Below are 24360 nucleotides of genomic sequence, written 5' to 3'. Positions count from 1 at the left end.
TATGACGACTCAGAACGACGGCACTGCCCAGCCTGGTACCGGGTCCACTGAGGGAAATCCTCCTGTGACTCCCCCGGCGACTCCGCCGACTCCTCCCGCTGGTCCAACTCTGGAAGAGGCCATTGCCGACCGCGACAAGTGGAAGGCCCTCTCTCGCCAGAATGAGAGCAACTTCAACAGCACTCGCACTGAGCTTCAGCAGCTCCAGGCAGCACAGCAGTCGGCCATTGAGACCGCCCGCACCGAGGGCCGGACGTCCGCACTTGGGGAGGTCTCCCAGGAGCTTGTGACCGCTGAGCTTCGTCTCCAGGCCGCGACGGGTGGCGTGGAACTTCCTGACCTGAAGTTCCTTGACCTTGCCCGGTTCAAGGGCGAGAACGAGCGCCCCGACTCGGACGCCGTTAAGTCGTTCATTGAGTCTCTGCCTAAGTCTTCCGGATCGGAGTTCCCGCATCTTGCGGGCGCAGGTCACAACCGAGGTGGCACCGACAAGTTTTCCAGTCTCGACCCTAACGAGCTGGCTGACTTCATTTCCGGCGGGGGCTTCCTCTAAGCCTCTCCCTATCTTGCACAGCCCTCCATCCCTGGAGGGCTTTTGTTATGCCCTCTTGGAGGCTGAATGGCTACCACGCATCACTTCAATCTTGACCCCAAGCAGGTCACCATTGCTGCTCTGGGGATTCTCGACCGTCAGCTCACCCTCGGTGGTATTCCGGCTCGATACTCTGAGCTGAACTTCACTGGTGGCGTCGGTGACGTGATCAACGTCAACCGCGAGAGTCGCGGTATTCCGGTTCAGGCGGGCGGTATCTCGTCCCCAGTCACCAACCCAATCACCGGTGACAAGAACGTCTTTGCGGCTGCGTCGGACCGTCCTCTTCCGAGCGCGGACCGCCGGGCGCCTGCCGGATTCATCAACGAGACGCGTTTCCCGGTCCAGCTCACCACGCTTGCCCAGAACGCTACTGCGCTGGGTATGGAAACCGTGGCGCTTGACCTCAGGCAGTTCGGCGCTCAGGTTCTTTCCAAGCTGACTCGCGGCTTCGCTGAGTACTTTGACGACACCGTTGCGGCGTTCATCAAGGCGAACATCAACCGGTCGAGCCTGACCGCTGGGCAGAAGAACGCAGTTGGCGGAGACCTCACCGTGTCGATTCCTGCGGCCAACGGCACTGCGGCGAACCTGACTCAGCGTGCGCTTGGCATTCGTACCGCGCTGGTTGATGCGCGTATGAACCTGAACCTTGCGCTGGTGCCGGCTTCTGAACGATTCCTCATTGCCGGTCCTGAGGTTGAGGCAATCCTCCTGAAGGACCCCGAGTTCGTAGCTGTCGACTACTCGGGCGACACCAACGCTCTGCGTCGGGCGACTGTTGGCCGTATCTACGGCTTTGACATCGTCGTTCACAACGCTTTCGGGCTGGAGATGTACCTCTTCCACAAGAGCGCGATGCTCATTGCGTCGGCTTGCCCGGCGCTGCCAATGGGTGCCGTTACCGGCTCCATCCAGAACGTCAACGGCATCGCCACGCGAATGCTGGTTGATTACGACTACAACAAGAAGATGGACACCATCGGCCTTGACACCATGTACGGCATGGCGACCGTCAAGGAAGACCCGGATTACAGCGTCCGCGGTGCAACCATCGGTGAGAAGTTTGTTCGCGGTCTGAAGATTTCGATTACGGAGACGGCAACCCCCTGATCTCCCTTAGCTGCCTAGGGAGGTCTCATGCCATTGGCAACAGTTGAGGACGTGGCCGCCCGCATTGGGCGGCCTGTCACTCAGGACGAGCACCCCCGTGTATCTGCTTTCCTCGTAGACGTTACGGGCCTCATAGAGGACTACTGCGGCAGGGAGCTGGACCGGCGCCAGGACGAGAGCCTGACCCTGCACGCCGAGGGCGGGTGTCTCCTGTCTATCCCCGGTCGATACCTCACCTTCCCAACCGTCTCCGCCGTCCAGGTCGACGGCCAGGCCCTCACCGGCTGGACGTTCAACGGGCGGCAGCTCGTGCACGCGGACGGCTGGCCGACTGGCCCAGTGACCCTCACTGGCTCCTGGGGCTACCAGACTCCCCCGGCCACTCTGAGAGCCGTTGCCTGCTCTGAGGTCATCCGCTGGATGGCACTGTCACCAGGCATCGAGTCAGAGCGCGTGGGAGAAGTCGAGGTGAATTTCGCCGGGGCTTCCTCGGCTCAGTCCCTCTCTTCCATCTCTACGGCCGCTCTGAAGCCCTACAGGCGTCGGGGCGTTGGCGTGATGACTCTTCGGAGGGAGAGCCGACATGTACTCGGCTATTGACCCCGTAGAGGTCTGGCGGGCCCTCACCAAGGTTCAGTCGGCTTACACCTCCCGGCCGGACTGGGACCGGGCCGACAAGGTCTGGGCTGGCCTGGCCAGCGTTCAGCCGGACAAGGCGTTTGAGTCCTTCACTCCAGCTCGTGACATCTCTCAGGAACGGCTCACGGTCTTCCTGCCGTACACGGCCGCGGTCGCCTCGGGCGACAGGGTGAAGCTCAACGGCCACATGTACGAGGTCGACGGGGAGCCCGAACGCTGGGGCTACACGTCCCGCCGGCACCTGAAGCTCACCATCTGGAGGGCACTCCGATGACTGACTCCAAGAGGGCCCGCAACAAGCTGACCCTTCACCAGGGCTGGCAACGTGAAGCCCTGGCCCTCCCAGGTGTCCGCGAGCTGGTTGCCAAGCACACAGGAGAACTGCTGCACCGGGCCATCACTGACGCGCCGCGTAGGGGCCACAAGTCCCTGCCCTGGAACGCCATCAAGAAGAACATCGAGGCGTATGTGCGGCTCGACCATGACGGATGGTTCGGCAACGTCGTGATCGAGGACGACCCTCAGGTTCGTCACGCCATGCTGCAAGAGCGTGGCTTCACCAGTCCCCGAGGCCGAAGGGTCAAGGGCCGTAGGTACCTCAAGGGCGCCCTTTTGAGAATGAGGGTGCGATGAAGCTTGACCCAATCGAGTTCCTGGTCAAATATCTCGACTCCATCCAGGAAATCCCTGACGGATCGGTGCTGGGCGACCTTACTAACCACGTTACCGGCGAGACGGCCATCTACCTAGAACACATGGGCGGTTTCCGCGTTGTCCGGGACCGGATGGACCGGATTGACGTTGAGTACGCCGCTTACTCGCTGGACCGCAAAGAGGCTGTCGATCTCGCGCTTCTCGTGAGAGAGAAGTTCTTGGAGGATCTTCCTGACACCGCGGCCAGTGGTGCTCTCGTCCTGGATGTAGCGGAGATCGATTTTCCGACGTACGACCCTGACGACTCCTCGCGCGAGCACGTCTATTGCGGGCATGTAGCGGTCTTCTACACCGCATCCTGACAACCCCTCCGAGCCTTAGAGGGCTCGGATTGAAGCCCCCTCTCTGGGGGCCTTTTTATGCCCCTGAGGAGATCCCATATGGCGAATGACGCAAAGAAGATTCGGTTCGCTCCGAACGGCACTATCTACGTAGCCCCCGCGACTGGCAGCCTCGTGCCGCCTGTCGTTCTGGGCGACGGCGTGACCGCCCCAACTGGCTACCGGGCACTCGGCTATGTAGATGAAGGCGGCGTAACCCTTACACCGGCCATCGAGACTCAGCCCGTCAATGCGTGGCAGTCCGCCGTCCCGGTTCTCTACAACGTGACCTCTGCGAGTTTCAGCGTGAAGGCCACGCTCCAGGAGACCAACGAGGTTACGACTGAGCTGTTCTGGGGCGCTGAGTGGGTCGAGATCATGTCCACTGACCCAACCCCTGTTGGTACAGGCGTCTTCCGGCTGGACCTCGCGTCCACTCCGGACCTGAAGGAACTTTCTCTGGTCGTGGACTGGAATCAGGGTGCGGTTCGGAGCCGTTGCGTGATCCCTCGCGCCATGATTTCGGACCGTGGGGCGATCCAGCTTTCCCGTACCGAGAACGGCAAGTACGAGCTGACGATTGAGGCTCTGGACTCCGCCGGCAAGCTCGGTTACGTGCTGACCAACGACGACATCGTTGCGACTCCATAAGAGTCGTCCCTGAGCCGGGGCGGGGGTACGTCCCCGGCACTCTCTCTTACCCACCCAAGGAGTTGCCCCATGTCCAATCAGAAGAAGTCTGGCCCAAAGAAGAACGGCGCCAAGAAGGTTGCCGCGGCTAAGGCCGAGGCGACTAAGGCGTTTGCCACCTTTGAGCACCGCGGGCTCACCTTCAGGCTGCCCCACCCGAAGAATTTCCCTCTTGAGGTTCTGATGACGGATGACGAGCTGGTTGCTACTCAGCTCATCCTTGGTGAGGACCAGTGGGCCGCGTACCTTGCGACCCGTCCGGACATTGAGGACTTCGGCGAGTTCGCCAAGCGGATGTCTGAGGCTCAGGGACGGGACGAAGACTCGGGAAACTAATGGCAGTCGTCTACGTCATCCAGACCTACCCTGATGAACTGGAAGCGGATTTCCTTGAGTTCTTCGGCGTTGACCTCCTGGACTTGTGGCGTGGACGGCTTTCCCTGCGTCGTGTGGGCGTTCTCATCAAATCCCTGCTGAGCAAGCCGGGAGGCTCAACTCTCCTGATGGCCATGGACGAACGCGCCAAGTGGGCTGAGCGAGATTATTTCCTCGCGCGTATCTCTGACGCGCTTGAGCTTTCCAACTTCCTCTTCCTCAAGGCCAATGTCTCCGATGACGACACTCGCGACCTTGAGTTTCCTGCACCGATTCCGCGGCCCGGTGAACCCGAGCCGCAGCCCACGTCAGAGCCAGAGTTCAGCGATGCGCGCGAACTCACGGCCTTCTTTGGGCGGCTGAACAGCCTCTAAGGGGGTCCCATGGCTGAGGGACGCGGACCTATCAAGGTCGGCACTGGCTACATCGAGATCATTCCTAAGGTCCTTCAGAAGGACGTGGAGGAGCTTCGCCGCAAGGTCTCTGGCGAGATGGCGAAGCTCGGTGCTACAGCCTCACGGGAAGTCTCGAAGGCGGTCAAGGAAGGTCTTGCCGGCCTGCCGAAGGAAACGCAGAAGCAGGCGAAGAAGGCCAAGGAAGCCGTTGAGAAGGAAGCGGTCGACTCGGCAAAGACTCTGCGGAAGATCGAGCGGCAGATCACCAGAGAGTTTGGCGAGGAGGCTGGAAGGCGCTTCCGTGAGTACCGGAAGACCGAGGAGAAGAAGCAGAAGCTCTTGGAGGAGACTTCTGCCCAGACCCGTACGGCTCTCCGTGAGACTGTCCGCCAGGAGGAGCGGGCCGCCCGCGAGCGGCAGACCGCCGCTGAGCGCCTGGAGCGCGAGCGCAGGAAGCTTCAGGTTCAGAGTCAGCGCGAGCACGACCGCGTGGAGCGGGAAAAGCGCCAGGAGTCAGACCGCCAGGCCCGGCTTGCCCTCCAGGCTCAGCGCGAGACCTTGAGGCAGCAGGTAGCCGCTCAGCGTGAAGCAGCTCGTCAGCAGATTGCAGCTCTGCGAGAGCAGGCAGCCGCTCAGCGTGCCGTTCTGCAGGACGGCATTACTCACCAGCAGCGGCGCATGGTGCAGCTCCGTGACCAGATCCGGGACATCAACCGGAACATCAACACGACCAACACCACGACTCAGAGCTACTTCACCCGGACGGGCACCAGCCTGAAACAGATGGGCACTTGGTTCGATCAGGTCGGACAGTCCATCAACGAGGCCGCAAACATCCTCTCGACGCGCTTCCTGGCTCCCCTGGCTACCGCTGGTGCCGCTCTTACGGCTATCGGTGTCCAGAACGCTGATAAGCGTCTCCTGGGTCAGCTTGGCCTCAGCTCTGCGGGTGTCTCCAAGTCGGTGTCAGCCCATCAGATGTCCGCCATCCAGAACTATGCTATCGATACACCGTTCTCGATCGATGTCATGCACGAGTATCAGATGAAGCTGATTCGGTCTGTGGCCGGTGGCGATAAGGACTGGTACAGCAAGGACGCGAAGACGCGAACGGGTGCCGCCAATAAGGCGGCTGGCAAGACCACTGACCTGATCATGGCCATCGGCGACTCGATGGCGCGAGCCGGCAACCTGAATCCGCAGCAGTTCCAGCGTGCTATGTACGCGATGGACATGATCATGGATATGGACCGGGCGCCCACGAAGAACGTGAAGCAGCTCGCTGCCGCATCCGGTATGCCTGCCTCTGAGTTGGCTCAGCTCCTTGGGTTTGAGAACTCTCAGAAGATGTGGAAGGTCATCGGTACTCCCGCTGCCAAGGGCGGTGGCGTCTCCGGTACCCAGATCATGAGTGCGATGCTCAACTACTGGAACCCCGAGAAGTACAAGGGTAACCAGACGGGCGCGGGTTCAAAGGGCTTCGCCGAGAAGATGACAAGTCAGACCATCACCGGTCGACTCCAGCAGATGAAGGAACGAGCTTCATTCGAGCTGGGCAATCTCTTCGTCGAGGAAGGAAAGGGCGGGGAGTACAAGTACACCGACCTTGGCAACAAGCTTGCTGGCAAGGACGGAATCCTGGACCAGGTCCAGGCACTTGCAAAGAAGTGGGCTCCGAAGGTTGATGACTTCCTCGGTGTCTTCCTGGATTCCCTCGGGAAGTTCATCAGCACCATTGATCGGGCTGCCACTTGGCTTGAGGAATCTGGGCTGGCTGATGTAGCGAAAGCGGTCGGACAGTTCTTGCTTGAGTGGGGACCTCTGATCCTCGCGGTGGGGCTTCTGTCCAAGGTGATCGGTAAGGCTGTGGGCCTGGCTGGTCGTCTCTTCGCTCCTGCCGCTGCTGTGACACGAGCTGGTGTCCGCGCGTACGAAGGACAGCGGGATGTCCGTAGCCAGCGTGCCGCAGCTCGTTCCGCTCGGGATGAGTCCCGTGCCAACGGTGGCTCTCGCCGTGACGCACGCCAGGCAGGCCGAGCGGCGTACCGCCAGCAGCGGACGGACAACCGCCAGGGCGACGACCGTTCAACTCGCACGCGTCTCCTGGACGGCTTCATGGGACGTGACTCCCGTGGAACCGATGGAGCGCGACAGATCCGGGCCCTTGAGGACCAGATCCGTGAGGCCCGGGACGCGGCTAACCAGCTCCGGGACGAGCTGCGTGAGGCGAACCGCGAGTCCATGCGGCAGATCACTGCGGCGCTGGCCGGCAACGGTCAGAACTCCGTGCAGGGTGCCGCGAACACGGCTCAGAACGCGGTCAATCAGGTCCAGACACAGGCGCGGCAGGCCAACAACACGAGCCTCAACCAGCTCCACCAGGAGCTAGAGAAGGTCAGGAAGTCTGTTCAGGATGTTGCCTCGGAGCTGGGCAAGGTCAAGAACGAGGTCACCACTCTCGACGGCAAGAACCTCAATGCGGTCACCGCGGAGTTCGGTCAGCTGAAGACGGCCGCTGAGGATGCCGGAAAGCAGATCACGAGCGACAACACTCGGGTCGGCAACCTCAACGGCAAGGACGTCAAGGGTGTCACTGGCTCCATCCGTGAGATGACGGACGCTGCGAAGGAGGCGGCGAACCAGATCGGTGATGGCGCTATGTCGTCCTCGACCTCTGGCCGCACTGCGAACCTCAACAAACGTCGACTGACTGATGTCATAGCGGAGTTCAAGAAGCTCCTGAATGCCGCTGATGATGTCTACGACAAGATCGGTCAGGGAACCGGTGCCGGTTCCGTTGCTGGCCGCATCGGACTCCTCAACGGTAGGTCTCTCAAGAAGATCACGGATGCCGTGAAGGCTCTCGAAAAGGCCCTGAAGAAGGCCCGTGACGAGGGTGACGGCCTTGACGGGGCTCTCGACCGGATCGGTAATAAGTCTCCTGGTGGAGGCGGTTCCGGCGGCTCGAAGAAGAAGAAGGGTCGTGCCCGAGGCGGCATGATGCGCCCATCGGACGTGTCTTACGCGGGGGTCATGCCGGGCTACCAGCCATGGGCGGACAAGATTCCGACCCTCCTCACTCCAGGTGAGGCGGTTCTTCGTCCCGAGGTTGCCAACGCCATTGGTGAAGAGAAGATCAACGCTTGGAACTCTCTTGCGGTTCGAGGCAAGATCTCACGCCATGCTCGCGGTACTGGTGGTGGAGGGAAGTTCGACCTTGACCAGATCAAGGAACTGATTTCACTCCAGAACATTTACCCCGTGGGCACGGCCATGCTCAAGACGATGGGGCTGGACAGCTCCTCTGACCGACTCGGCGGCAGTGTTCAGGGCGGAATCCTCCGTACTGGCGACGGCTCGGCCCGCTTCGGCGGTGGCGTTGCTGCTACCAAGTTCCGTAGGATGTATGACTGGATGACCGAGGACGTTTTCACTGTCCTCAAGAAGGTCCCGACCCTTGTTGGTCAGGCTGCCGGTATTCTCGGCGGCGCTTTGGCTCCGGTCCAAGCTGACTACTTCTGGGATGACGTGTGGAAGGGCAATGGAAACATTGTCGACCGAGGTAAGACCTATCTTGGCCACCTGTTCAGCATGGATACCCTGAGTAAGGTTTGGGACAACCTGTATTCCGGAGTTGGTGACTCCCTTGGAGCCATCTGGGATACGATCACCAATCCAATCGACGCATTCAGCAACGTGTTCGGGGATATCGGTGACATCGTCTCGGGCTCCTACAACAACCTTATCGGGATGGTCGATACCGTAAAGGAGATCAAGGATAGCCCACTGGGCTATGCCGGACGAGTCTTCGACGGCTTCATGGATAACGCCAAGGAATCCATGCCGAACACTAAGGGCCTCTTTGACTTCAAGAAGGGGTCCAAGGTCGGCGCTGATGTCCCCGACTTCGACGCCACGACGGCATCTCTCCCCCAGGGGAAGGGTGCAGATAAGTGGCGTCTCGTGGCCGCTCAGGCACTGCAAATGCTCGGCCTACCTGGTTCCGCACTGAGTACGGTCCTGCACCGGATCAACATGGAGTCCGGCGGAGACCCGAACATAGTTAACCGCTGGGACTCCAATTGGCAGGCTGGAAACCCCTCGGTCGGCCTTATGCAGGTCATTGGTCCCACCTACAAGGCGTACGCCGGGATGTTCAAGGGCACTGGCCCATTCCTGTACGGCACTTCCGTCAACCCTCTGGCCAATATTTACGCGGGACTCAACTACGCGAGGAATCGCTATGGGGCTCGTTGGCAGTCCGTCCTTGCCGGTAATACCGGCTATGCGACGGGAACCATGTCCGCGTCTCCTGGCCTCGCAATGGTCGGAGAGAAGGGGCGTGAGTTGGTTGCGTTTGGTGGTGGTGAGCGCGTCTTCAACCACGCCGAGACGGAGGCCCTTCTCAACGGAAAGAAGTACGAGATTCACGTTCATGAGGCTCGCAACGAGCCGACGCCTCAGGCAGTGATGAGGGCCCTTCAGACAGCAGAGGCCCTTTACACCACCCTGTAAGGAGGCCCCATGCCAATTCCGGTGAAGGTGGTACCCGCTCCACCAGTTGTCAATCCGCCAGTGGCACCGGTACCGGTCGAATGGGGCCACACCAGCGTGACAATCGCCGGGAACAACGGTCAGGGGGAGGAGATCCCCCTGACCGTGTTCGACCGCCCCTCGTGGCCTTCCATCATCATGCAGCCCGGAGCAACGGGGCTCGACATGCCACCATTCGGCCTCTTCTCGGATGACGCTCCGAATCTCGACGGCTCCATATTCCGGTCCTCTCGGGCTGCGGCACGCGAGGTCATGATCCCTGTGTACCTGCACGGCATCGACCGAAGCACGGTGAACGGACTGAAGCGGAAGCTCTTTCAGGCCCTCAACCCCAAGCGAGGTTACTGCGTGCTGCGGTTCACCGAGGGCGACAACGAAACCCGCATGCTCAATGCCTACTACAAGGGCGGCATGGAAGGCGCTGAGTCCACCGACACAGCGGGCTTCACCTGGGCTAAGTACGGCCTGAATTTCACGGCTATGGACCCGTGGTGGTATCCGGACCGAAGTCAGACAGCTCGATGGGACTTTGGAACCGGTAGCCCGCTGCTCAGCACAACCACGGCCTTCTTCCCCATGAACATCAGTAGCGGTGTCATGGGCGGCCCTGGCGAAGCCCTTCTGATCAGAAATCCCGGAGACATTGAGGCTTGGCCCGTCTGGGAACTGCACGGCCCCATCAAGAGCTTCACTCTGACCAGCCCTACGGGTCAGATGGTGAAGGCATCCCCGCCTGCCGGCGGAGCTGATCTCGTCCCCCCTGGTCGCGTCCTGACGATCGATACGCGCCCCGGAAAGAAGACCGTCATGGATGACCAGGGCCTGAACTACTGGGACAAGCTCGACACGGCCCCTCAGTTCTGGCCCGTCGAACCGGGCGACACCAACGCGTCAGTATCCGTGGTAACCGGTGCAGGAATGGCCGCCGTGGTCCTTAACTTCCGCCCCCGGTTCGCAAGTTACGTATAGGGGGAGCCTTGGGCTACAGGGTTGAGGTGTTCGACAGGAACTTGAAGCGCATCGGTGAGATTGACGAATGGATCTCGCTTGACTTCACCGTGCGGCTTGCCCAAGAGGGAATCTGGCAGCTCCTCATCAAGGACGACACGCCTCAGGCCGCCCTGATTGAGAAGGGAGGAGGCATTGCCATTTGGCAGGACGGCGTTTCTAAGCCCCTGCTCTCTGGTCAGGTGGACACGTACCAAAAATACTGGACCAAAATCCAGCACACGGGGCCCGGCTCGCTCTACATCGCAGGCAAGTGTCACAACAGCCTTGCATACCGTCGCCTGGCCTTTCCCGACCCAAGTAAGCCTGTCGGTCAGCAGTATCAGGCAACCTTGCCCGCCCGGCAGTGGCCGGACAGCGGCTCTATGGGCAACATGATCTATACCGAGTTGAACCGGGCCTTTGGCCCTGGTGCTCTTGCTGACCGGCGGATTGCGGGGCTGAACCTCACTGCGTCCACGCTTGGCCTCGGGATGGCAGATTCGATGAGGTTCGACATCATCGGCGCCAAGCTCGAAGAGTGGTACAAGAACCGCGGTGTCGCCTACCGGTTCATCTACAACGCCGATACACAGAAGCTCGACCTAGAGATCTTCGAGCCGCGGGACCTCTCCAAGAGAGTTCGCTTCAGTCCGGAACTCGGCAACCTGCGTGAGTACATCTGGACCCTCAACGCCCCCAAGGTCACACGAGCCATTGTTGGGTGCGCTGGGGAAAAACTGGATCGCTATTACCACCAAAAGGTTGACACTGCGGCCGAGGCCGAATGGGGAATACAGGTCGAGCAGTTCATAGACCGGCGGGACATCGCGCTGAAGGTAGACAAGACTACCGGCCTGCCTATGCAGGCAGACCCCACCATGACCACCGCCGACTTCAACGCTGCCAAGAAGGCGGTTGAAGAAGCTGCAACGACCGCCCTCGAAGAGGGCGTCATGTCCGGCAACTTTCAGATCTACCCCATTGACACTACCGACTGCCAGTTCGGAAGGGATTACTTCGTTGGCGACAAGGTGACTGTGGCCGTGGACGGCACTGAATATTCAGACGTCGTGCGTGAGGTCGCTATCAGCGTGGATGACGGCGGCAATGCCCAGGACGTGAATCCGAAGATCGGTCAGCAGGGCTCCGGTGAGCCTCTGAACCTGTACCGGACCGTCTACGAAATGCAGAAGAAGCTTCGCCGACTCGAATCAAGGATGTGACCGTGGCAGAGATCAGTTACCCGTTCAACGCGGACAGCCCCGATGGCGGAACCTCCGTTGTGTCTCAGACGCAGTGGCAAGCCATGGCCGCTCTATGGGGTGGAGACCGCGTGGACTTCCAACTCACGGGCAACAGCTACAGCGCTACGGCACTGCCCTTCACCGCTCGTATTGTCAACGGCCGAAGCGTGGAGATAGACCCTGGCAAGGCGTGGGTGGGCGGCTTCTACTACAGCCTCACAGCTACCAAGGCCGTGACCATTGCTTCCAACGCAACCGCCCTCGCCCGCAAGGACATCATCGTCATTCAAGCAGACATGGCAAAGTCGGCTGTGAATCTGGCTGTGGTGCAGGGTACGCCCGCCGCAACACCTATTGCGCCCACTCCCCGGCGCCAGGCTGGCGGCATCTGGGAAATGGTGTTGTACGAGGTGGATGCCGCAGCGAACAACGTTTCAGTCTCTTTCTCTCTCCGGGCTCCGTTCAACCCTGCCCCGCGGGCTAGCTTCCCCTGGAACGCTGCCGCCTCTGCCCGGTTCCTGCCCATGGGCTCTCTGTCACTCGACCTGGATAGCGACGGAGGCGAGCGGCAGCAGGAGGGCTTTCGAGGGCGAGACGGCTACGTGGTTGCTCGCGATCTCGGCAAGGCGCAAACCTACAAGCCCAGCCTCTACTTTGACGCGAATTTGCCTGCTTCTGGGATCAGTTACTTGGGCCGTTGGCGCTGGATCGCGCCAAACACGGTTTGGTTCTCAGCGTTGATCACCAACAATCTTGCCGTCAACATGAGTTCGGACAACGCAGTTGCTTACGCTGTGGCACTTCCTGTCCCTGCCAGCGGCAAGACGGGACAAGTAATCACCGGGTACCTCTCCAACCCGTCCCGGGGTGGGGGCTATCCCACGGTCACAAGCCTTCTAGGCCGTGTTGCTCCATCTGCTACTCGTGCATCCTTCGCGGTCTACATCCCCAGCCCGAGCAACCCGGGTCAGGGGCTCGACAACTTCCGGACCTTCCCAGCAAAGGCCGCGATCAATTTCTCAGGCGTGTATGAGGCGAACGCCTTCAAGGAATAGGGGGCCTCATGGCACGTAATCTATTTGGTGGTTCGGCTGCCGATGTCGCTGAGGACTCTGCGGGCGTCCGCGTACCCGGCGCTAGTGGAACCGTCTGGGACGGGCCCACTGGGGGTGCCAGCCAAGTCACCGATCTGACCGACTCTACGGGCGTGCCAATCAGTCAGCTCGTGGCAGACGGCAACGGCATGATCCCGGCCTTCTACGGCCCTGATGGTGCGGAGCGTCTGTGGCTCGACCTCGGGGGCGGCAGGGTTTCGCTTGAGGCCGTGGATGTGGGCGAGCGACTGTCAGCCCACGCAACTGCTGATGACCCCCACGGCTCACGAGCTGCTGTCATGGCCGAGCTGGACACCCTTCGGGGCAGTGCTGGCGGCTTGGCCACGCTCGACCCCACGGGCAAGGTACCGACGACTCAGATTCCTGTCCTCACTCCGCCTGACCTGCTCGACTGGGTCAACGTCCAGTCCCCCCAGTACGGAGCCAAGGGCGACGGAGTCACCGACGACACGGCCGCTATCCAGACGGCCATCAACGCAGCCGGCATCGGTGGTGTCGTCTACTTCCCCAAGGGCGTGTACCGCACGTCTGCGCCGCTCGACCTCCCCCGCGGAGTCACCCTCATGGGGTCTCACTCCAACCTGATGGTTGGCCCCGGGATGCAGGAGGATGATTTTCCCTGCTACATCCAGGCCCTTCCGTCGATGACGACGGGCGCCATGATTCAGATCATCGGCGACAACGACGGAACTCACCCAGCGATCAACGGTGAGCAGAGGATTTTGAATCTGATGCTCGATGGCTCCAAGGTGACGACCGGGAACCTTGACGGTATCTACGCCAAGGGCAACGTTCAGAACGTCGTACTCAGGGACGTGTGCGTTCGGAAGATGCCGAACAACGGCATCATCACCGGTTCCAACACTGGGGGTGAGTGGCCCTACTCCTGGCGTCTGCACTCGGTGATGGTGGACAACTGCCACGCCAACGGGATTGTGTTTGAGCGTCAGACAGACCTGTCAATGATCGATGTTCAGGTCATTGGCTGCTGGGCTGCCGGGTTCCGACTGATCAACTCCGCGAACACGATCCTTGAGGCATGTCGCGCGGAATGGTGTGGCGGGTACGGCTTCCACCTCACGGGCGCTTGGGGCAACTGGCCAGGATCGGGCTCTATGACCATGTCGGCTTGCTCGACCGACCGTAATGGGTGGGATGGCGTCCAGGTTGACGCAACCGGAAACGGGCCGTTCCTGATTACCGGCCTCCAGACACGTCGGGACGGCCGCAACGGTGGTCCTGGTGGTGGAGGCTACGCAGGCTTGGCCCTGCTCAACAGGGCTCCAGTGGTCGTTACGAGCCTCTCCTGCTACGTGGGCACGGACGACGGCGGTACGGCCAACACGTCACCTCAGTACGGCCTCAGGATCGCTGACGCACGAGACGTGACTGTCACCGCGGCCTATCTCCACGGAGCCACCGCAGGCGTGTTCCAGGAAGGCACGAACGAGCGCATCAGGCTGACGGGCGTGACCACGGTCGCCGGCAACAACTATTCCGAGGACCGCGTACAGGTCTAACCCCACCAGCACAGGCGGCCCCGGCAAGTCTTCCGTGGCCGCCTTTGTGTTGCCCCTAGGAGGCACCCGATGCCCCTTTCTCAGATCTTCCCAATAGCGGGAACCCTGGCCTCAGTTGTTGCGGCTGCTGTGGTTGTCCTTGCCGCATACAAGACCAGCGCCGCGAAGGTGTGGCGCGACGAGGCCGAGGCCCAGAAGGAAAGGGCTGATCGTCTCGCGGGCGATCTTACCGAGATTAAGAACCGCCTCTCTCGAATTGAAGCCGAGAACGCCAGGCTGATTCAGCTTCTCACCTCTCTCGACCCTGCCCGCCTTGCCGTTGCCCGGCTGGCGGATCACCCAACGGAGGACTAATGCCTACCACTTGGATTACTGGCGCTGAGCGCCTGGGAGACGGCTCCATTGGCGGAGCCATGGACAAGCCGGATGCCCCGGCACGGGTTGTCTGGCACACCACCGAGTCCGGTGACGGTGACGCCTCTTTCAAGAGCGTTGCCGATTACCTGACCAAGATTGGCGCCGAGCCTCACTTTCTCTATGACCCAACGACTGACCGGATCGGCCAGTTCGGTCCCCTCAATGAGAGCGCGCGAGCGCTCAAGAACGACGGCAGCACGCGAACTAACCGCGTGGGTAGGGCGTGCATTCAGATTGAGGTTCTGGCTCGGGCCGGCAAGCCGTTCACTGGTTACTGGAAGCCGGGCCCGAACTTCCGAAAGCTCATGGCGGCTATCCGTTCGTGGGGTGTCCCGGACAAGTTCGTCATGGCTCTGGCTACCGAGTACGGAGACGCAAGCAAGCGTGATCGTGACAAGTGGCTGACTGTCGGCGGGCACTACGGTCACTGCAATGTTCCAGGGAATGACCACTGGGACCCCGGTGCAATTTCCCCCGCAGCCATCTTCAAGGCGGCTCCGGTCGGCTCTAAGCCGACTACACCGAGCAAGCCGAAGCCGTCGATTCCGCCTTTCCCTGGTGCGGCATATTTCCGCACTGGCGCGAAGAACGCTTATGTCACTCAGCTTGGCAAGCAGCTCATCAAGAAGGGCTACGGCCGCTTCTACCAGGTTGGGGCAGGCCCGACCTGGACGGCCGTGGACCGTGCGGCGGTCAGGGCTTTCCAGCTCGCTCAGGGCTGGTCCGGATCGGATGCTGACGGCTACCCCGGCCCGGAGACCTGGAAGCGACTGTTCAGCTAGGAGCTGCATGAATTCTGACGTGTTGTGGGGGGCGCTTCTGGCGTCCCTCACGGCCGTTGAGGCATGGGCCATCCTCCGGCACAAGGAGGGTTACACCCTCTCTGAGCGCATCCGGGAATGGTTCTCGACCGACACACGAACCGGGAAGGTCGTGTTCACGGTCGCCCTCACGGCCCTTTATCTGTGGTTCCTCCCTCACATCATCCTCGGCGGCTAACCGCCGTAACTATGCACCAAGGAGTGATGCACTATTAACGCTATCCTTTCGAAGCACGGCGTTCGAACCTACGGAATCCTTGCGGCCTTTATGCCGCTTCTCCTGATCCGTTGGCCAGACCTTCCCAGTGAGGCTCTGCTGACCTTCTCAGCAGTCCTCCTTGGTGTTGGTGAGGCCGCGCAGCGGCACGAGAACACCAAGACCCTTCAGGCCCTCTACGCTGACTCTCCGTTTGATGCAGAGCTTCGGGGCCAGGCTGACAAGTAGCCGGCACATCGACTGAGGCGGATGGGTCCGCCGTGGGTAGAGCAACAAAAAAGCCCCCCTCCCGGAAACGGGAGGGGGGCTTTTTTTCGTTCTACTGCGAGTCGCTACTGAGCCTCATGAGGTCTTCAGCGCTTACGCGTGTGCGGCTGCATACGCCTCACGGACGGACTGAGGAACACGGCCACGAGTACTGACCTCGTACCCATTGGCCGCAGCCCACTTGCGCATCTCGTCAGCACTCGGGCCGTCCTGGGCAGCCTTGCCGCCCGTCCGACCGCGGGTGCCAGCGGCAGCCTTGCCGCCCGTCCGGCGTCCTGCCTTCGCGTACGGCTCAAGCAGCTCACGGAGCTTGTCCGCGTTGGCCTCCTTGAGGTCGATCTCAAAGACCTTGCCATCGAGCCCGAACGTCACCGTCTCGTCAGCGTTCCCGCCCTCAAGGTCGTCAATGAGGAGAACCTGAACCTTCTGAGCCATTGTCTGTGCCTTCCACTCTGCATCTGTTTGGATCTGACGGATCGGGCTGTTTCCGTCGTACCCCTACACGGAAAACGAGCCCGCTATCTCTTCAGCGCCTTGGGGCGCTCATCTGTTACGGGAGGTTGTCACACTCATCTCTCCCCCTCAAGCTCGTTTCACTCCCTCCACTTCCCTTCTGACCACTTCCGAGTGAGAGGGGCGTAACGGCCCTGTACCGCACGGGAAGTTATGCGGCAAGCCTTGGGCATGTGGGCGGGTGACACAGTCCTTCGTCCCCTTGTCTCAGTGGCGCTCATGACTCGGGCTCGTCCTGAGCCCGCACGTCCTCAATGGGCGTGAACCTATCCGGCCTGAGGTATCCGACGATTCTCCGGGTCTCGACGTGATAGACGGGCTTCCCGTACTCGGTCACGTCCTGGCCCTGCTCCTGGTGCTCGTTGTGCTCCTGGGCCTCACGTGTGAGCGCCTGCGGCTCCTTGCCTACGGGAGCAGGCAACCACCAGATCTGAGACTGAAGGGTGCAGGTAAGCAGCACGTCTCCAGAGTCAGCGTCGCAGATCTCGTACTTGCCCTCACCGGTGTACGTCACCCCCGCGAGAATCACGGGCTCATCCGGCTCGCTCGACCGCTTCCCGCCCTTCCCCCCGAAGTAGATCCGTGCGTCACTGTTGTTCGCGCGGATACCAGGGACCATCCGCAACTCGCTGTTGGTCCAGGCGAATTCCTTCGACTCCTCGGCCAGCTCGACCAAGCCAGCGTCAGGGTAAATGGTGGTCCAGGTGGACCGCTCTGAGGGGGCGACGCCAGCGGCCCCGACGCATACGCGCACTCCCTTTGCCCGCGCGCCGTTCCGTGTGGCCGTCACTTCCTTCGGCGGGGCCAGCAGGGTTCCCGTACGCGTCACGGCGTGGCCGCGCGTATCCACGCCGGTAGCGGTCACGTAGTCGCCCACCTTCAGCCCGGCAAGGGTGTCCTTGAGGTCTGTGGTCATGTCTTCCTCCTTCTCTACTCAGCCCGAGACAGGCTGAGGGGTCTTCTTGGCGGGTGCTGCCTTCTTGGCTGCCGTCCTCTTCGCAGCCTTGGGACGTGCCGGCGGGGAAGCCGCGGTGGCCTTCTTTGCAGGAGCCACAGCCCTCTTAGCCGCCCTCGGAGCAGCCTTCTTCGCAGTCACCTTGCGGGCAGGCGGCCGACGTTGGGCAGGCACCTTCACGGGCTCGGGCTCAGGCTCGGCCACCGGTTCCGGCAGGACTGGCACCAACCGGAAGATCATCGGGTTCGCACCCGGGCGGTTTTGCCGCTGCTCAACAACCTGAACGTCTGCCATGTCCTCAGCCGTGTTGAGGATCTGAGCAGCCGAGTACCGAGAGGAGAGCGCGCGGTAGAGCTGCGTGCTCGTCATCTCCCCGCCGTACATTTCGAGCTTCTGTCGGATCTTGGCGTCAAGTGGCTGGATCGTCCGCGACTTGGTGACGTTGCCCTGTGAGATGAGCTGTTTCACCGAGGCTATGGAGTAGTCCACGAACGCCTTTGCAGCGTCCAGCGCCTTGACCGTGATCGTGGTCTTTCGCTCGGCCGCAGTGAGGACACAGGCAACGCGCATGACCTGTTCCCCGGAACGCTCGATGTAGCAAGATACGTCCTCGGGCAGCTCTTCAAGAGCGTCCTCGTACTCTGCGCTGATGTCGTCAAACCGGTCCGCTGCCGCGTCGCTCAACTCCATCTGTCGGGGCTCCTTCTGCACCCACTCATAGGCCAAGCGAAGCGAGCCACTGACCCTGATCTCATCGAGCGGGCTGCCCCTGTAATCCCGTCGACGGAGACGCTTGGAGCGCTCGACCATGACCGGGAGAATCCGGTTGTACGAGCCTCCCTGTGCCTCAGTCGCGCTGATGAACTTAGCCCAGAGCGCGGGCTGAATGTGAACATGGAAGCCAAGCGAAGGCTCGTTCACGGTGATCTCTACGCGCTTACCGTCCTTCTTGGTGACGTTGGAGATCCGCTTTCCGTCCCAGGACGTACGGAGTACGCCGCTGTACTTCGGGCAACGCTTCGTGAGTTGAAGCGTGGTCGGCCACTCCTCGTCAATGACGAGCGTCCGGCCGTCCAACCCACCCTCAGAGGTAAGGGAGTCCTGTTCCGTCTCGTAAAGGGTCTGCACGAGGGACGGGCCCGAGGAAATACCGCCCTGCCGGCGGAGGGCAAGCCACTCTCCGATAGCGTTGTTGAGAACGGTCTCAGCCGTTGCCAGGGCGAAACCCTTACGACCGACCATCGAGCGTCCGGCAAGGGCCGTCCAGACCACTACCGGGCGCCCGTCCGGCTGTGTGAGCTTCCCGTTAACGGCAGCGGAGTACAGCGCAAGTACAGCCGCGTACACGCCGATGGGATCAGCCTCGGTGTGAGGCATGGCGGCCTTCACAGCCGCACCGATGGGCCCGTAAGCCATCGGCTCGTATCTCGCTTTCTCGTCCACTCCATCCTTCCCTGTTCTGTTGTGTTGGTACGTCCACACTTAGCGTGTGAGCGTCCATGGATCGGGCCGGAAGTACCCCTGTCCCAGCCCTCACCAAAGAGGCTCAGCCCTGCTCGTCGTCCTCATCGGGACCGAGTACGGCGTTGAGAATGTCGTCCGACGCCTTGCGCGCTGAGTGGGCACTCTGCCGGAACATCTCGGCCGAGTGCTTGTAACCGAAATTCGTAACGAAAGACTTGTCCTGCTGTGCCTTCATTTCCGGGTCCGTCTGCCCGGCCTCGTAGGCTGCTTGCGCCTCCTTGGCAGCCTCTTCCATCCGTTCCACATAGACCTGAAGCGCGGTCCGGAGGATGGTTTCGTGTTTACTCAGCACCGCGTGATAGCGGGCGGCCTCTTCCTGCATTACGGCGTCCATCTGAATCACGTCAATCAGCCCCTTCCGTCTCACGCTCGACACTCCACCGAGCGAGGTCATTTCCTTGAATGGTCCAGGTGGGGACGGCGTCCCAGTCCTTTCCCCACCCGCCCTTTGCGCCCTTGCCCCATACGTCCGGGTACAGCCACCCGAGGGGAACGAGTCCATCCCGCTTCACGTCGTCCAAGTTGATTACGCGTGCCTTCCACGCGTAGACCGTGCGAATGGTCCCGGAGTTCCCCGACGGGAACGTGTTCGGTTCACCTTCCAGCAGGGCCCGTATTCCATTCGTACACACGACGTCCCCCGCTCTGAGTTCCGACGTGTCGAGAAACAGCGTTTCCGTGCTCACTCACTTTCCCCTTCTCTGTTCGGCCACGAATGCGCGGGCGGCCTCGCCCACCAGAGCGCGGGCGGCTATGAGCGGGCAGGCGTACACGTTGGCCGTCTCGCCCAGCTCGCCGCAGAGGTCCCGCCAGGCGTCCATGCGCGCACACAAATCCGCGGTGCCGGCGGCAGCCCTCGCGCGCTCCTGGGCCTCTTGTACGTCCAGGGCCCAAGCCTTGACGGCACTCACGCGGCCTCACCGTGGCCGACCTGCTGAGCGTCCGTCGGGTACACGGGCCACAGCCCGTAGGAGAGCGGGACGGGGGCGTAACCGTGCCTCCAGCGGACCCAGTAGACCCAGCGTCGGAAGGGCCGGAATCCCCGCTTCTCAAGGCTGATGACCTTGCCCACGTTGCCGGGCTCGCGGAAGTGCGAGACCCGGTCACCCGGTACGAACTCGGGCTTTCTCATTCCTGTATCCGCCTTTCCTCGGTGGGGATGATCAGAACGGGTGCGTTAGCGGGCCACGGGTCACACCAGCCGCCCCAGTCCGCCAGGACAACGACAGGGCCCGGATGATCTGACAGGTAGCAGCACACGCCGCACCCACAATCGGGGTCATAGGCGTAACCGCTCGCCGGATACTGGTCGTTGAAGTAGTCCGACCGCCTGTCATCACCGAATGACGCCAGGATCAAATCTCCGTCGCACACGTTCTCTGCGTACGAGAGACGCGTGTGAATCTCGCCTTCCAGGATCGGAGCGTGGTCCTCGTCCTGCGGGTGCCGAGTCACGATGACGGGGAAGAATTCGAAACACCTCATGAGGCCACCCCTGCCAGCTTTTCCGGGACCCAAGTGAACGCATTCCGGCAGGCCACGCCGTAGGCATAGGCCGCCCAGAACGAAGGATCAGGGAGAGACCCGAGGATGCACCGGGCCGCACTGTGGAGCGTCCCGCTCTCCGGGGTGTAAGGCATGATTGCCAGTCTCGGCGCCTCCCAAATGCCGTACGAGACAAGCGAGGGCAAGTCCCGAACGTTCAGCTCTACACCCTCCTTTCCAGGCGTCCAAAAGATGTCCACGCGTACGGCCCCGAGCGAGTCCAGGCCAACCGCAATGTGCGAGTGATTCATTGCACCCCTTCCGCAACTAGGCAATGAGCAAAGGACATGGAGGCGTACCCCTACCCGCCATGCCCCAAGCCCACTGCCTAGCGGCGGGAGTTGTTCAGTGCCTCAATCGCCTTTTCCCGCACACCAGTAGGAAGGCATCCCGCGTGACGCCGTGCACGGCGCATGTGGCTGTAGAACATGACGCCTTCCCAGTTCTTCCCGTCCTCTCCGCAACCGAGGAGGCACCGCACCTTCCAGTGGGTGTCACTTCCGGGGTAAGCGGCCAACGGTTCCCAGCCCAGTTCACGGATTCGAGCGAGCGCCTTTTCAGCGCTCGCGATGTTGCGCTTGCTCATTCCCGTCTTGAGCACGGGGTCAAGGTCGGGCATGTTCGGGGAGTTCTCCATCATTTCGCGGGTTCCTTTCGCTCGGTTAGGTTGCGTCCGCGTGGCGGCGAGCGTGGATAAGGTCCACGCCCCCATCCGGGCAGTGCGGACAGGGAACGGTGTTCTCCTCCCTCCACTGCTTTACGGTGACCAGAACTACGCCATCACACGCACCGCATGTCATTTGAACCATGGGTTTTCCCTTCGCTAGAGACAAAGCAAAGGGCACGGCGGAGTACCCCTAATCCGTCCGTGCCCCAAACTGCGCCGCTATCGAGCGGAGTTGCGTCCCCTGCATTGGCGGCAGTACTTACACGGGTCCACGATCCGCACGCTGTGACGCTGGACCATCATGAGTGACCATCCGTCGGCCAGTTCGGAGGAATCGCCCCCCTGCATGGCAACGCTGGCCAGCTGCCACAGGCGGTAACCCTCCGGGTCAAGCTCCTGCCATTCCCCGAAAGCGGCATCCCGCTTACGGGTGTTCTCCTCCCGCTCGCCCGGGGTGTATTCCACGGGCACCGGGCGGGAGCCCGAGCCGTTCGGATAGGTGTTGTAGAACGCTCCCGGCTCACTGGCGTACACGTAGAACCGGAGGTTCATTGCGATCGTCTGAGACGAACGGCGCATCACTTACCGCCCTTCTTGGTCTTGAGGCATTCGACGGCCTCACGCTCGATGAGCCGCAGCAACTCACTCGGGAGGGCGGCCTTTTCCTGCCCGTGGTCCTCGCGCATGTAGACCGCGTACATGCCCTCTGCGTGCTCCTGTGCCCGCTTCCACTGCCCGCGTGCGTCGATGCACGGCGCCTTATTCAGGTCGAGCGGATAGCGCGCGTAGTGCGCCCTCCAGCGCTGGAGTTCGGCCAGCGGACGGACCACGCGGTTAAGCGCAATCCACATGTTCCGCTCGGTCAAGGTCGTTGCGTCGTAAACGCACTCCTTGATGGAGGGGTGAGCCAGAGGAGGAGTAATGCGCTCACCGATGATCGGGTCATTCGGAAGGAGCCCATACCGTCCCCGGTACTCCTCCAGCCGGAACGTGTCCCAGTCCTTGAAGACGTGCGCGTGTTCTCCGCAGAGAACCGTACGCAGTCGCTCACCCTTGTACAGGGTGGTGCGGACGACTGCCCCCGGGTACGGGCAGTGACCGCCTTCATCATTGCGGTAGATCTCGCACAGGAACTCCGCCTTCACAGCCGTCTGTGCGGTCTCACGAGTCGGCGCCCAACCGACCCATACCGTTGCACGCTTCTCGCTGTCGTACTCGTACGCAAACCACTTCTCAGGGTTCGGCGCACTGTCCACCTGGACGACGTAACCGCCGTACTCCTCCGTTCCCTCCTTCCCCAGGTAGAAGACCCCGTCATAACCACCCTGCTGCCATTCGGCCATTGGGTGCGCCCCTTCCCTTAGATGACTTCCATGGACAAGACTCGGTTTGCGTGAATATCCTCGTGCAACCGCATGTCCGTGCGTGCCGCAATGCGGCTGCCGATGCCGACCACTCGTCCCTTGAGGATCACTTCTCCGTCAAGGAACGTGATGGATAGGGACTGGAGTTCATGCAGCCCCCGGTGTGCCGCTCGAATCGTCTCGATGGTGAACAGCGGTCTACGCAATCTCCCTACCTCCTGCTAAAGCCTCTGAGCTTGTCTCTAGAGGCCCGATACCGGGGACGGAGTGGCAATGGCCCTCAGTAAGCGGCTGCACTTCTCTGCCCCCGATATCGGGTCGCTAGCTATGGCTCACGCGCCCCTCAGTTCCTGGATTCCGTCGCCCTTGCATCCCGCACACTCACACTCGTGCACGTTGTGCAATTCGTGCGGGTAGAAAACGGCCTCACGCGACCACGGAGCGGTGTCCGTTGCCCACGCATACCGAATCTTGACCATTTCCGATTGCGCCTCGATCACGTAAGCCTCAAACACGAACGGCGAACGCGTGGGGGCAAGAGAACTGCGGCCTTTAGGTGTGTGGTAGTACGGCCGGACGTTCACCAGGCGACCCACAAGGGATTCCGGAGACTCCCCCTTGTGCGTGATCGGCTCCGTGATGGCGCGAGTCTCTGCCTTACCCCACGCGTCGCGCTTAATGTAAGTCGTCTGCATTTCCTGTCTCCCGTCTCTCCGCTCCTGTGAGCGGACATGAAAAAGACACGGAGACGTACCCCTAGACCTCCGTGCCACTGAACCTGAATCTGCTGTGCCGTTGTGCCGGCCAGTCATTACGGGAGCTGTGCCGCACGTTCCGGAGTCTGCGGACGCCTCATGTCAGCTCTCCCCTCTGCGGGCAAGCTCACGGGAAAGCGTCCGGAACATGCGGATATCCGCGTTGCGGACATTCCAGGGACGGACGTTCCCGCACTCTTCGATCTGATAGCGCTTGACTCTGAGCGCGTGTCGGATGTCCTCAGTGCCCATGGCGGTAACCTCCCGCCACAGCTCACGGCGCGCAGCCGCCAGCGTGAGCCCATCCCTACGCCGCAGAGAACGGATGACCGACTCCCGTCTAGCAGGGTCGCTCATGTCCCCGTAGACGTGCCCGTACATGGCCAGGTAAGCGGAGTAATCCCGCCGTCCCCGACGCTCAATGGTGTAACCCATTGCCCCTCCGATCGTTCGCCATTGCGCTACGTACGCAGTGGACAGAGGAGCACACGAAGTACCCCTATTCCGTGTGCCCGTACTGCCGACTACGGCTCAGAAACGCTCGGTGCAGACGGTTTCCTTACGGGCACCGACCACGAAACGGATAGCGGCATCCTCGCAGTACGTCCAGGACTCTTCCCGCTCTAGCCACACAAGCGCGTGCAGGTCCATGTAGTCGTCATTCGTGGTGGCCGGAAAGACGACAGATTCAGTCATCGGCTTACCGATGAACGCACCATCTTCCATTTCCACGTTCGTGACGGTTTGGGGCCATGCCCCGGAACCGTTCACCCGAGAGCGGAACGCTTCCCGCGCAGCCTCGACGCTGCGGAACAGCTCCACGTGCGAATTCATCCCACCCGAGTAGCTAGGCCCGTTGTAGCTAGCGGCATAGCGGTACCCGTGAAACGTCTTCATTCGTATTCCTCCCCTGCTCCATTACGTCTCTCGTAATGGGTGAGAGGATGCACGGTAGATGTACCCCTATACCCACCGTGCACCCGACTCCCCTACGAAAGGGCTAGGCCAGGGTTATGACCAGCGCTGCCACTGTGAGCGCTAGGAGACCCAGCGC

Annotated in this window: 30 protein-coding genes; 17 read left to right on the top strand and 13 right to left on the bottom strand. The window is 61.5% G+C overall.

What is annotated here, in order from left to right; all coding sequences use genetic code 11:
- Position 1 precedes the first annotated feature (1 nt).
- The 17 genes from ACFYXH_RS02770 to ACFYXH_RS02690 all read left to right on the top strand — a co-directional run bounded on the left by ACFYXH_RS02770 (position 2) and on the right by ACFYXH_RS02690 (position 15677).
- Entirely contained in the window at positions 2 to 553 is a 552-nt protein-coding gene (locus ACFYXH_RS02770; protein ID WP_389560014.1) for a hypothetical protein, read from the top strand.
- A gap of 66 nt (positions 554 to 619) precedes the next feature.
- Entirely contained in the window at positions 620 to 1705 is a 1086-nt protein-coding gene (locus ACFYXH_RS02765) for a hypothetical protein (RefSeq protein ID WP_389560012.1), read from the top strand.
- Positions 1706 to 1732: 27 nt separating this feature from the next.
- Positions 1733 to 2305 carry a phage gp6-like head-tail connector protein gene (locus ACFYXH_RS02760; RefSeq protein ID WP_389560010.1) on the top strand — a complete coding sequence of 191 codons (573 nt, stop codon included), beginning with the start codon at positions 1733 to 1735 and terminating at the stop codon, positions 2303 to 2305.
- The gene (locus ACFYXH_RS02755) at positions 2289 to 2618 is read left to right on the top strand and encodes a head-tail adaptor protein (protein ID WP_389560009.1); all 330 of its coding nucleotides are present in this window, start codon (positions 2289 to 2291) and stop codon (positions 2616 to 2618) included. Before ACFYXH_RS02760 ends, ACFYXH_RS02755 begins: the two co-directional genes overlap by 17 nt.
- The gene (locus ACFYXH_RS02750) at positions 2615 to 2977 is read left to right on the top strand and encodes a hypothetical protein (protein ID WP_389560007.1); all 363 of its coding nucleotides are present in this window, start codon (positions 2615 to 2617) and stop codon (positions 2975 to 2977) included. Before ACFYXH_RS02755 ends, ACFYXH_RS02750 begins: the two co-directional genes overlap by 4 nt.
- Complete coding sequence (locus tag ACFYXH_RS02745; RefSeq protein ID WP_389560006.1) at positions 2974 to 3360, top strand: hypothetical protein; 387 nt, start codon at positions 2974 to 2976, stop codon at positions 3358 to 3360. The genes ACFYXH_RS02750 and ACFYXH_RS02745 overlap by 4 nt, the downstream gene beginning before the upstream one ends.
- 78 nt (positions 3361 to 3438) lie before the next feature.
- Entirely contained in the window at positions 3439 to 4029 is a 591-nt protein-coding gene (locus tag ACFYXH_RS02740; RefSeq protein ID WP_389560004.1) for a hypothetical protein, read from the top strand.
- A gap of 69 nt (positions 4030 to 4098) precedes the next feature.
- A complete protein-coding gene (locus ACFYXH_RS02735) occupies positions 4099 to 4404 on the top strand; it encodes a hypothetical protein (protein ID WP_389560002.1) in 306 nt (101 codons plus the stop codon).
- Entirely contained in the window at positions 4404 to 4817 is a 414-nt protein-coding gene (locus ACFYXH_RS02730; RefSeq protein ID WP_389560000.1) for a hypothetical protein, read from the top strand. The genes ACFYXH_RS02735 and ACFYXH_RS02730 overlap by 1 nt, the downstream gene beginning before the upstream one ends.
- A 9-nt stretch (positions 4818 to 4826) precedes the next feature.
- Positions 4827 to 9353 carry a transglycosylase SLT domain-containing protein gene (locus tag ACFYXH_RS02725; RefSeq protein WP_389559999.1) on the top strand — a complete coding sequence of 1509 codons (4527 nt, stop codon included), beginning with the start codon at positions 4827 to 4829 and terminating at the stop codon, positions 9351 to 9353.
- Positions 9354 to 9362: 9 nt separating this feature from the next.
- On the top strand, positions 9363 to 10361 hold the full coding sequence (locus tag ACFYXH_RS02720) for a phage tail domain-containing protein (RefSeq protein WP_389559997.1): 999 nt from the start codon (positions 9363 to 9365) through the stop codon (positions 10359 to 10361).
- A gap of 26 nt (positions 10362 to 10387) precedes the next feature.
- Positions 10388 to 11605 carry a siphovirus ReqiPepy6 Gp37-like family protein gene (locus ACFYXH_RS02715; protein ID WP_389559996.1) on the top strand — a complete coding sequence of 406 codons (1218 nt, stop codon included), beginning with the start codon at positions 10388 to 10390 and terminating at the stop codon, positions 11603 to 11605.
- A gap of 2 nt (positions 11606 to 11607) precedes the next feature.
- On the top strand, positions 11608 to 12681 hold the full coding sequence (locus tag ACFYXH_RS02710; protein WP_389559995.1) for a hypothetical protein: 1074 nt from the start codon (positions 11608 to 11610) through the stop codon (positions 12679 to 12681).
- Positions 12682 to 12833: 152 nt separating this feature from the next.
- On the top strand, positions 12834 to 14261 hold the full coding sequence (locus ACFYXH_RS02705; protein WP_389559993.1) for a glycosyl hydrolase family 28-related protein: 1428 nt from the start codon (positions 12834 to 12836) through the stop codon (positions 14259 to 14261).
- A gap of 69 nt (positions 14262 to 14330) precedes the next feature.
- Positions 14331 to 14615 carry a hypothetical protein gene (locus ACFYXH_RS02700; RefSeq protein WP_389559992.1) on the top strand — a complete coding sequence of 95 codons (285 nt, stop codon included), beginning with the start codon at positions 14331 to 14333 and terminating at the stop codon, positions 14613 to 14615.
- A 59-nt stretch (positions 14616 to 14674) separates the two neighbouring features.
- Positions 14675 to 15460, top strand: coding sequence for a peptidoglycan-binding protein (locus tag ACFYXH_RS02695; RefSeq protein ID WP_389559990.1), 786 nt, complete (start codon positions 14675 to 14677; stop codon positions 15458 to 15460).
- A gap of 7 nt (positions 15461 to 15467) precedes the next feature.
- Positions 15468 to 15677, top strand: a complete 210-nt coding sequence (locus ACFYXH_RS02690; RefSeq protein WP_389559988.1) for a hypothetical protein — start codon at positions 15468 to 15470, stop codon at positions 15675 to 15677.
- A 399-nt stretch (positions 15678 to 16076) separates the two neighbouring features.
- Here the strand turns inward: ACFYXH_RS02690 and ACFYXH_RS02685 are convergent, their stop codons facing one another.
- The 13 genes from ACFYXH_RS02685 to ACFYXH_RS02625 all read right to left on the bottom strand — a co-directional run bounded on the left by ACFYXH_RS02685 (position 16077) and on the right by ACFYXH_RS02625 (position 24203).
- Positions 16077 to 16418 carry an Lsr2 family protein gene (locus ACFYXH_RS02685; protein WP_389559986.1) on the bottom strand — a complete coding sequence of 114 codons (342 nt, stop codon included), beginning with the start codon at positions 16416 to 16418 and terminating at the stop codon, positions 16077 to 16079.
- Between the two features lie 295 nt (positions 16419 to 16713).
- Complete coding sequence (locus tag ACFYXH_RS02680) at positions 16714 to 17412, bottom strand: hypothetical protein (RefSeq protein ID WP_389559984.1); 699 nt, start codon at positions 17410 to 17412, stop codon at positions 16714 to 16716.
- A gap of 18 nt (positions 17413 to 17430) precedes the next feature.
- On the bottom strand, positions 17431 to 18894 hold the full coding sequence (locus tag ACFYXH_RS02675; RefSeq protein ID WP_389559982.1) for a DUF3987 domain-containing protein: 1464 nt from the start codon (positions 18892 to 18894) through the stop codon (positions 17431 to 17433).
- 103 nt (positions 18895 to 18997) lie between these two features.
- Positions 18998 to 19318 (bottom strand): hypothetical protein, encoded by a 321-nt coding sequence (locus tag ACFYXH_RS02670; protein WP_389559980.1) that lies wholly within the window; start codon positions 19316 to 19318, stop codon positions 18998 to 19000.
- Position 19319: 1 nt separating this feature from the next.
- Positions 19320 to 19661: a hypothetical protein gene (locus ACFYXH_RS02665; RefSeq protein ID WP_389559979.1), complete on the bottom strand. Its 342-nt coding sequence runs from the start codon at positions 19659 to 19661 to the stop codon at positions 19320 to 19322.
- Positions 19662 to 19886, bottom strand: a complete 225-nt coding sequence (locus ACFYXH_RS02660; protein ID WP_389559977.1) for a hypothetical protein — start codon at positions 19884 to 19886, stop codon at positions 19662 to 19664.
- Positions 19883 to 20107, bottom strand: a complete 225-nt coding sequence (locus tag ACFYXH_RS02655) for a hypothetical protein (protein ID WP_389559975.1) — start codon at positions 20105 to 20107, stop codon at positions 19883 to 19885. The genes ACFYXH_RS02660 and ACFYXH_RS02655 overlap by 4 nt, the downstream gene beginning before the upstream one ends.
- Before the next feature lie 741 nt (positions 20108 to 20848).
- A complete protein-coding gene (locus tag ACFYXH_RS02650; protein WP_389559973.1) occupies positions 20849 to 21160 on the bottom strand; it encodes a hypothetical protein in 312 nt (103 codons plus the stop codon).
- Positions 21161 to 21406: 246 nt separating this feature from the next.
- Complete coding sequence (locus ACFYXH_RS02645; protein WP_389559971.1) at positions 21407 to 21739, bottom strand: hypothetical protein; 333 nt, start codon at positions 21737 to 21739, stop codon at positions 21407 to 21409.
- Positions 21740 to 21765: 26 nt separating this feature from the next.
- Positions 21766 to 22530: a hypothetical protein gene (locus ACFYXH_RS02640; RefSeq protein WP_389559968.1), complete on the bottom strand. Its 765-nt coding sequence runs from the start codon at positions 22528 to 22530 to the stop codon at positions 21766 to 21768.
- A 353-nt stretch (positions 22531 to 22883) separates the two neighbouring features.
- Positions 22884 to 23246, bottom strand: coding sequence for a hypothetical protein (locus ACFYXH_RS02635; protein WP_389559967.1), 363 nt, complete (start codon positions 23244 to 23246; stop codon positions 22884 to 22886).
- 162 nt (positions 23247 to 23408) lie between these two features.
- A complete protein-coding gene (locus ACFYXH_RS02630) occupies positions 23409 to 23741 on the bottom strand; it encodes a hypothetical protein (protein ID WP_389559965.1) in 333 nt (110 codons plus the stop codon).
- A gap of 96 nt (positions 23742 to 23837) precedes the next feature.
- Entirely contained in the window at positions 23838 to 24203 is a 366-nt protein-coding gene (locus ACFYXH_RS02625) for a hypothetical protein (RefSeq protein WP_389559963.1), read from the bottom strand.
- Positions 24204 to 24360 lie beyond the last annotated feature (157 nt).

The organism is Streptomyces sp. NPDC002730, from assembly GCF_042888805.1.
Taxonomy (GTDB): Bacteria; Actinomycetota; Actinomycetes; order Streptomycetales; family Streptomycetaceae; genus Streptomyces.
The sequence above is the reverse complement of the archived record's forward strand: the minus strand, read 5'-3'. Positions and strand labels throughout refer to the sequence as shown.

Coding starts and splice junctions, on each gene's coding strand:
- ACFYXH_RS02770 (WP_389560014.1), top strand. CDS start 2: ATGACGACTCAGAACGACGGCACTGCCCAGCCTGGTACCGGGTCCACT.
- ACFYXH_RS02765 (WP_389560012.1), top strand. CDS start 620: ATGGCTACCACGCATCACTTCAATCTTGACCCCAAGCAGGTCACCATT.
- ACFYXH_RS02760 (WP_389560010.1), top strand. CDS start 1,733: ATGCCATTGGCAACAGTTGAGGACGTGGCCGCCCGCATTGGGCGGCCT.
- ACFYXH_RS02755 (WP_389560009.1), top strand. CDS start 2,289: ATGTACTCGGCTATTGACCCCGTAGAGGTCTGGCGGGCCCTCACCAAG.
- ACFYXH_RS02750 (WP_389560007.1), top strand. CDS start 2,615: ATGACTGACTCCAAGAGGGCCCGCAACAAGCTGACCCTTCACCAGGGC.
- ACFYXH_RS02745 (WP_389560006.1), top strand. CDS start 2,974: ATGAAGCTTGACCCAATCGAGTTCCTGGTCAAATATCTCGACTCCATC.
- ACFYXH_RS02740 (WP_389560004.1), top strand. CDS start 3,439: ATGGCGAATGACGCAAAGAAGATTCGGTTCGCTCCGAACGGCACTATC.
- ACFYXH_RS02735 (WP_389560002.1), top strand. CDS start 4,099: ATGTCCAATCAGAAGAAGTCTGGCCCAAAGAAGAACGGCGCCAAGAAG.
- ACFYXH_RS02730 (WP_389560000.1), top strand. CDS start 4,404: ATGGCAGTCGTCTACGTCATCCAGACCTACCCTGATGAACTGGAAGCG.
- ACFYXH_RS02725 (WP_389559999.1), top strand. CDS start 4,827: ATGGCTGAGGGACGCGGACCTATCAAGGTCGGCACTGGCTACATCGAG.
- ACFYXH_RS02720 (WP_389559997.1), top strand. CDS start 9,363: ATGCCAATTCCGGTGAAGGTGGTACCCGCTCCACCAGTTGTCAATCCG.
- ACFYXH_RS02700 (WP_389559992.1), top strand. CDS start 14,331: ATGCCCCTTTCTCAGATCTTCCCAATAGCGGGAACCCTGGCCTCAGTT.
- ACFYXH_RS02695 (WP_389559990.1), top strand. CDS start 14,675: ATGGACAAGCCGGATGCCCCGGCACGGGTTGTCTGGCACACCACCGAG.
- ACFYXH_RS02690 (WP_389559988.1), top strand. CDS start 15,468: ATGAATTCTGACGTGTTGTGGGGGGCGCTTCTGGCGTCCCTCACGGCC.
- ACFYXH_RS02685 (WP_389559986.1), bottom strand. CDS start 16,418: ATGGCTCAGAAGGTTCAGGTTCTCCTCATTGACGACCTTGAGGGCGGG.
- ACFYXH_RS02680 (WP_389559984.1), bottom strand. CDS start 17,412: ATGACCACAGACCTCAAGGACACCCTTGCCGGGCTGAAGGTGGGCGAC.
- ACFYXH_RS02655 (WP_389559975.1), bottom strand. CDS start 20,107: ATGAGAAAGCCCGAGTTCGTACCGGGTGACCGGGTCTCGCACTTCCGC.
- ACFYXH_RS02650 (WP_389559973.1), bottom strand. CDS start 21,160: ATGATGGAGAACTCCCCGAACATGCCCGACCTTGACCCCGTGCTCAAG.
- ACFYXH_RS02645 (WP_389559971.1), bottom strand. CDS start 21,739: ATGAACCTCCGGTTCTACGTGTACGCCAGTGAGCCGGGAGCGTTCTAC.
- ACFYXH_RS02640 (WP_389559968.1), bottom strand. CDS start 22,530: ATGGCCGAATGGCAGCAGGGTGGTTATGACGGGGTCTTCTACCTGGGG.
- ACFYXH_RS02635 (WP_389559967.1), bottom strand. CDS start 23,246: ATGCAGACGACTTACATTAAGCGCGACGCGTGGGGTAAGGCAGAGACT.
- ACFYXH_RS02630 (WP_389559965.1), bottom strand. CDS start 23,741: ATGGGTTACACCATTGAGCGTCGGGGACGGCGGGATTACTCCGCTTAC.
- ACFYXH_RS02625 (WP_389559963.1), bottom strand. CDS start 24,203: ATGAAGACGTTTCACGGGTACCGCTATGCCGCTAGCTACAACGGGCCT.